We start from the raw sequence: 6,121 nt of genomic DNA, 5'->3' as shown, positions 1-6,121 counted from the left end.
CGGGCCCGTCGGGGGGGGGGGGGGCGGCGGCGGGCCGGGGGGGGGGCCGCACTGCGGCCGGCCCCCGGCACCGCGGGAACGGTCAGTCCTCGAAACCGGCCCCGTGCAGGATCGCGTCGATACGGGAGCGGTGGGCGGCCTCCCAGTCGCCGAGGCTCTCGCCGGCCTCCTTGGCCGCCTTCGCCCGCGCGTCCAGGAGCACCTGCTCGTGGCCGGTGCGCGGGACGACCACGACGCCCTCCTCGTCGGCCACCACGATGTCACCGGCTTCCACCGTCACGCCGCCGCACCGCACGGGCCGGTTGAGCGGCTCCACCGCCTTCTTCGCTCCCGGAATGGGGATGACGCCCCGGGCGAAGACCGGGAAGCCCATCGCACGGACCTCGGCGAGGTCGCGGATCACTCCGTCCGTCACGAAGGCGGCGATACCGCGGCGTTGGGCCACGGCGCACACATTGCCACCGGCCAGGGCGTGGTCGACGTCGCCCGACTCGACGACGATGACGGAGCCGGGCTCCGCGCGGTGGATGGCCGCGTGCAGCATGAGGTTGTCGCCGGGCGGGCACCGGACCGTGAACGCCGGACCGGCGATCCGGGGGGACGGTGTCCACAGTGGCCGGATGGTGATGTCCATGACCTGCCCGCGTCCCAGGAGGTCGGCGAGGGTGGTCGGGGAGATGTCCTGGAAACCGCTCGTTTCGTTCATGTTCCTCCGTCGTCCGGTTCGGTTCCTTGCGTCAGGTGTCGTACAGGCCGTCCCAGGGGGCGCGGAAGCCGAGCCCGTCGGGATGCAGCTCGGCCCGGTCGTCCGCGCCGTCCGCCTCCTCGCCCGCCTCGACGACCAGGCCGAAGAGCACGCCGTCGACGGTCAGCCGGAACGGCCGTACGGCGATGTCGCCGTACGCGCGCCCGGGGAGCCCGTCGAGGAGATCCGCGAGCCGCGCCCGCGCCCGTGCCATGACGGACCCGTCGCCGCGGGGCCGGCGCATTTGCTCGGCCCAGGTGCCGATGTGCCGGATGTCCGAGTCGACATGGCGGCCCTCGTGGTCGAAGCGGTGCAGGACGACGTAGAGGCGCTTGCGCTCCGCCCAGTCGCTCCCGGGGCGCGTACCCCTCGGGGAAGGCGTAGCTGACCGAGGCGAAGAACTGGCCGTGCGCGTACCGCCCGATGGTGCCGGTCCGGTGGTCCGGCTCGTGGGCGAGGGGGATGGTCTCGGGGACTGCCATGGCGCACACCATAGGGACGGGTTCGGACAGCGCGGTGCCGGGGGCGGGTGGCGGGCGTAGGGTCCCGGCCGTGGTCATGGAGGACTCCGACGCGTGGGCCGCCGAGGCGATCTCGCGGCTGCGGCTCGACGGTCCGGGCCCGACACCGCTCTGTTCTCTGGTGCTGCCCGCCGGCCAGGGCATCGGCATCCACGCCAGGGACGAGTCCGCGCATCCGGCCGGCAGCGTGAAGTGCCGCCTGGTACGGGCCATGTTCCGCGAGGCGGTGGCGGGCGGTGCCATCAAGGCGGACACGCCGGTGGTCGTGGCCGTGCGTCGGCCGGGATCGGCGGGCCCGGTGCACGGCTGTCCGTCGACGGCGAAGCGGTCGGCTGTGACGCCCCGGCCTCGGGTGACCAGGTTGGATGGCGAACGGCCGCTCTTGGTGGGTGCCTCCCGTGCGTCCCGTCTCGAATGATCCGGACCGAAGCCGAGGCCGTGGCCCGGGGCGAGCGGAACGGGCGGGACGCCCGGGTGCCCGAAGAACCGGGTTGATCAGGATCCTGGAGCATGAATACTGGCTGTCGTCCCAGTCGATCCGGACCGCTTCCGTTGTTTCGAGCCGGACCAGTGGAAGGGCCTGCGGGATTGACCATGCACGACGACCAAGTGGACGTGACCGCCGACATCGTTGCGGCCCTGGTCCGAGAGCAGTTTCCCCGGTGGAGCGGCAAGGCGATCCAGCTCCTGTCGTCGACCGGGACGGTCCACGCCATCTTCCGCATCGGGGACGACCTCTCCGCGCGTTTTCCGCTGCGTTTGGCCGGCGCCTCGGAGACGCTGGCGGTTCTCGAGCGCGAGGCCCGGGCGAGCGCGGAGCTGGCACAGGTGTCCCGGTTCCCCGTTCCGGAACCCGTCGCCCTGGGAAGACCCGGAGCGGGTTACCCCATGCCGTGGTCGGTCCAGACATGGTTGCCGGGAACGGTCGCCCTTGACGCCGATCCGAGCGGGTCGGACGCCTTTGCCCGGGATCTCGCGGCCTTCATCGCATCCCTGCGGGACGCCGGGACGCGAGGGCGGCGCTTCAGCGGCGAAAATCGTGGCGGCGTTCTCGCTCACCACGACGACTGGATGGCGAAGTGTTTCGAGGAGAGCGAGGGGCTCCTCGACGTGCCCCGGCTGCGCCAGGTGTGGAGCGGCCTGCGGGAGCTGCCGCGCGCGGCTCCCGACGTGATGAGCCATGGTGACCTGATTCCCGGCAACGTACTGGTCGCGGGAGACCGGCTCGGCGGCGTACTCGACACCGGCGGCTTCGGGCCCGCCGACCCCGCGCTGGACCTGGTCAGCGCCTGGCACCTGCTGCGGCCGGGTCCACGGGAAGTGCTCCGGGGGACACTGGCCTGTGACGATCTGGAGTGGGAGCGCGGCAAGGCATGGGCCTTCGAACAGGCGATGGGTCTCGTCTGGTACTACGTCGAGAGCAATCCGACGATGAGCAGGACGGGGCGCCGGACGCTCGACCGGATTCTGGAGTCGACGAACTGAACCCGGTGCCGCGGAGCCGGGCCCTGGATGGTGCGGGCTCTGCGGGCGCCGATGCGGATGAGCAGGGAAAGACGGGGATCATCGGCCAGCATCTCTGTTCGTGTCGGGTACGGGTTGGGTCCGACGCGGTCGTGAGGGGAGCTTGCGTCGGCGAGGCCCGGTCCGGTGAGCCTCGGACCGAGCCGTTACGCGGCCCAGCAGCGGACGCTGCCGACACTCCCGTGCCGCATCCGCGTACGGGACGGCTCGACGCACGGCTCCCCAAGGCCCGCCCCGGCCGGTACGGCCGCCCGGCGCCCCCGGTACCTCCCCTCGGGCGACCGGGTTCACCGGCAAGGAAGCCGGAGCGACCGGGTCCGCCGCCGAGCGCCTCGACCCGATCACGGGGACTGGGGCGCCCGCGCATGACCGTGGAACGGTGATGTACTAGAGTTATCTCGACATCGAGATATATGCCGAAGGCGCACCGCAGCCCGCCCGACGGTAAGGGTTACCTAACTAAGCCTTACCTTAGCGGATGGTCGAGGTGCCGTAGGCGGCACCACGCGGCGCCTGGCGTGACAAGGCGCGGCGCGGAGTACGCGCACATTGATGAAGGAGACTGTCGTGTCGGCGAACAGCTTCGACGCCCGCAGCACGCTGCGCGTGGGCGACGAGTCGTACGAGATCTTCAAGCTGGACAAGGTCGAGGGCTCCGCCCGCCTTCCCTACAGCCTGAAGGTGCTGCTGGAGAACCTGCTCCGCACCGAGGACGGCGCGAACATCACCGCCGACCACATCCGGGCGCTCGGCGGCTGGGACTCCCAGGCGCAGCCCAGCCAGGAGATCCAGTTCACGCCGGCCCGCGTGATCATGCAGGACTTCACCGGTGTGCCGTGTGTCGTGGACCTCGCCACCATGCGTGAGGCCGTCAAGGAGCTGGGCGGCGACCCGGCCAAGATCAACCCGCTCGCCCCGGCCGAGCTGGTCATCGACCACTCCGTCATCGCCGACAAGTTCGGCACCAACGACGCGTTCGCGCAGAACGTCGAGCTGGAGTACGGCCGCAACAAGGAGCGCTACCAGTTCCTGCGCTGGGGTCAGACCGCCTTCGACGAGTTCAAGGTCGTCCCCCCGGGCACCGGCATCGTCCACCAGGTCAACATCGAGAAGCTGGCCCGTACGGTCATGGTCCGCAACGGACAGGCCTACCCCGACACCCTCGTCGGCACCGACTCGCACACCACCATGGTCAACGGCCTCGGTGTGCTGGGCTGGGGCGTCGGCGGCATCGAGGCCGAGGCCGCGATGCTGGGCCAGCCGGTCTCGATGCTCATCCCGCGCGTCGTCGGCTTCAAGCTGACCGGCGAGCTCCCGGCCGGCACCACCGCCACCGACCTGGTGCTGACCATCACCGAGATGCTCCGCAAGCACGGTGTCGTCGGCAAGTTCGTCGAGTTCTACGGCGAGGGCGTCGCCGCCACCTCGCTCGCCAACCGCGCCACCATCGGCAACATGTCGCCGGAGTTCGGCTCCACCGCCGCGATCTTCCCGATCGACGACGAGACGCTGAAGTACCTCCGCCTGACCGGCCGTGACGAGCAGCAGGTCGCGCTCGTCGAGGCGTACGCCAAGGAGCAGGGCCTCTGGCTCGACCCGGCCGCCGAGCCGGACTTCTCGGAGAAGCTGGAGCTGGACCTCTCGACGGTCGTCCCGTCGATCGCCGGCCCGAAGCGCCCGCAGGACCGCATCGTCCTCGCCAACGCCGCCGAGCAGTTCAAGAGCGACGTCCTGAACTACGTCTCCACCGCCGACGAGGCGGGCGAGGAGTCCTTCCCGGCCTCCGACGCCCCGGCCGCTGCCAACGGCACCCCGTCGAACCCGGTCACCGTGACCGCCCCCGACGGCTCGACGTACGAGATCGACCACGGCGCCGTCACCGTCGCCGCGATCACCTCCTGCACCAACACCTCGAACCCGTACGTCATGGTCGCCGCGGCGCTCGTGGCGAAGAAGGCGGTCGAGAAGGGCCTGACCCGCAAGCCGTGGGTCAAGACCACCCTCGCCCCGGGCTCGAAGGTCGTCACCGACTACTTCGACAAGGCGGGCCTGACCCCGTACCTCGACAAGGTCGGCTTCAACCTCGTCGGCTACGGCTGCACCACCTGCATCGGCAACTCCGGCCCGCTGCCGGAGGAGGTCTCCAAGGCGGTCAACGACCACGACCTGGCCGTGACCTCGGTGCTCTCCGGCAACCGCAACTTCGAGGGCCGGATCAACCCCGACGTCAAGATGAACTACCTGGCGTCCCCGCCGCTGGTCGTCGCGTACGCCCTGGCCGGTTCGATGAAGGTGGACATCACCAAGGACGCCCTGGGCACCGACCAGGACGGCAAGCCGGTCTACCTGGCGGACATCTGGCCGTCCGAGGCCGAGGTCAACGACGTCGTCGCCAACTCCATCGGCGAGGACATGTTCAACAAGTCCTACCAGGACGTCTTCGCGGGCGACGCCCAGTGGCAGGCGCTGTCGATCCCGACCGGCAACACCTTCGAGTGGGACGCCGAGTCCACCTACGTGCGCAAGCCCCCGTACTTCGAGGGCATGACGATGGAGACGACCCCGGTCGCCGACATCACCGGCGCCCGTGTCCTCGCCAAGCTGGGCGACTCGGTCACCACCGACCACATCTCCCCGGCCGGTGCGATCAAGGCCGACACCCCGGCCGGCAAGTACCTCACGGAGCACGGCGTCGAGCGCCGTGACTTCAACTCCTACGGCTCGCGCCGAGGCAACCACGAGGTCATGATCCGCGGCACGTTCGCCAACATCCGCCTGCGCAACCAGATCGCCCCGGGCACCGAGGGTGGCTTCACCCGCGACTTCACCCGGGACGGCGCGCCGGTCTCGTTCATCTACGACGCCTCGCAGAACTACCAGGCCGCCGGCACGCCGCTGGTGATCCTGGCGGGCAAGGAGTACGGCTCCGGCTCGTCCCGCGACTGGGCCGCCAAGGGCACCGCGCTCCTCGGCGTCAAGGCCGTCATCGCCGAGTCCTACGAGCGCATCCACCGCTCGAACCTCATCGGCATGGGCGTCCTCCCGCTCCAGTTCCCGGAGGGCGCGAACGCCGAGTCCCTCGGCCTGACCGGCGAGGAGACCTTCTCCTTCACCGGCGTGACCGAGCTGAACGACGGCACCACCCCGCGCACCGTCAAGGTGTCCACCGACACCGGTGTGGAGTTCGACGCGGTCGTCCGCATCGACACCCCCGGCGAGGCGGACTACTACCGCAACGGCGGCATCATGCAGTACGTGCTCCGCAGCCTGATCCGCAAGTAACAGCGGGTCCGGCAGAGCAACGGGCCGCCCCCCTCCGCAGCACGCGGAG

At 70.4% G+C, this 6,121-nt stretch carries 5 protein-coding genes; 3 read left to right on the top strand and 2 right to left on the bottom strand.

The genetic code is table 11. From position 1 onward, the window contains the following. Positions 1-82 precede the first annotated feature (82 nt). Both ACFCV8_RS29435 and ACFCV8_RS29430 read right to left on the bottom strand, forming a co-directional pair. Positions 83-706 carry an RraA family protein gene (locus ACFCV8_RS29435; RefSeq protein ID WP_376688511.1) on the bottom strand — a complete coding sequence of 208 codons (624 nt, stop codon included), beginning with the start codon at positions 704-706 and terminating at the stop codon, positions 83-85. Positions 707-737: 31 nt separating this feature from the next. Next, positions 738-959 (bottom strand): hypothetical protein, encoded by a 222-nt coding sequence (locus ACFCV8_RS29430; protein ID WP_376688510.1) that lies wholly within the window; start codon positions 957-959, stop codon positions 738-740. 338 nt (positions 960-1,297) lie between these two features. Between ACFCV8_RS29430 and ACFCV8_RS29425 the strand changes: the two genes are divergently transcribed. The 3 genes from ACFCV8_RS29425 (at position 1,298) to acnA (ending at position 6,072) form a co-directional block, all read left to right on the top strand. Further along, positions 1,298-1,684 (top strand): hypothetical protein, encoded by a 387-nt coding sequence (locus ACFCV8_RS29425; RefSeq protein WP_376688509.1) that lies wholly within the window; start codon positions 1,298-1,300, stop codon positions 1,682-1,684. Positions 1,685-1,860: 176 nt separating this feature from the next. After that, positions 1,861-2,751, top strand: coding sequence for an aminoglycoside phosphotransferase family protein (locus tag ACFCV8_RS29420; protein WP_376688508.1), 891 nt, complete (start codon positions 1,861-1,863; stop codon positions 2,749-2,751). Positions 2,752-3,357: 606 nt separating this feature from the next. Next, positions 3,358-6,072 carry an aconitate hydratase AcnA gene (gene acnA, locus ACFCV8_RS29415; protein WP_376688507.1) on the top strand — a complete coding sequence of 905 codons (2,715 nt, stop codon included), beginning with the start codon at positions 3,358-3,360 and terminating at the stop codon, positions 6,070-6,072. The last annotated feature ends 49 nt before the right edge of the window (positions 6,073-6,121 follow it).

Source organism: Streptomyces sp. NPDC056347 (assembly GCF_042262625.1).
Classification (GTDB): Bacteria; Actinomycetota; Actinomycetes; order Streptomycetales; family Streptomycetaceae; genus Streptomyces.
Note: the sequence above shows the minus strand (reverse complement) of the source record. Positions and strands in the feature narration are given on the sequence as shown.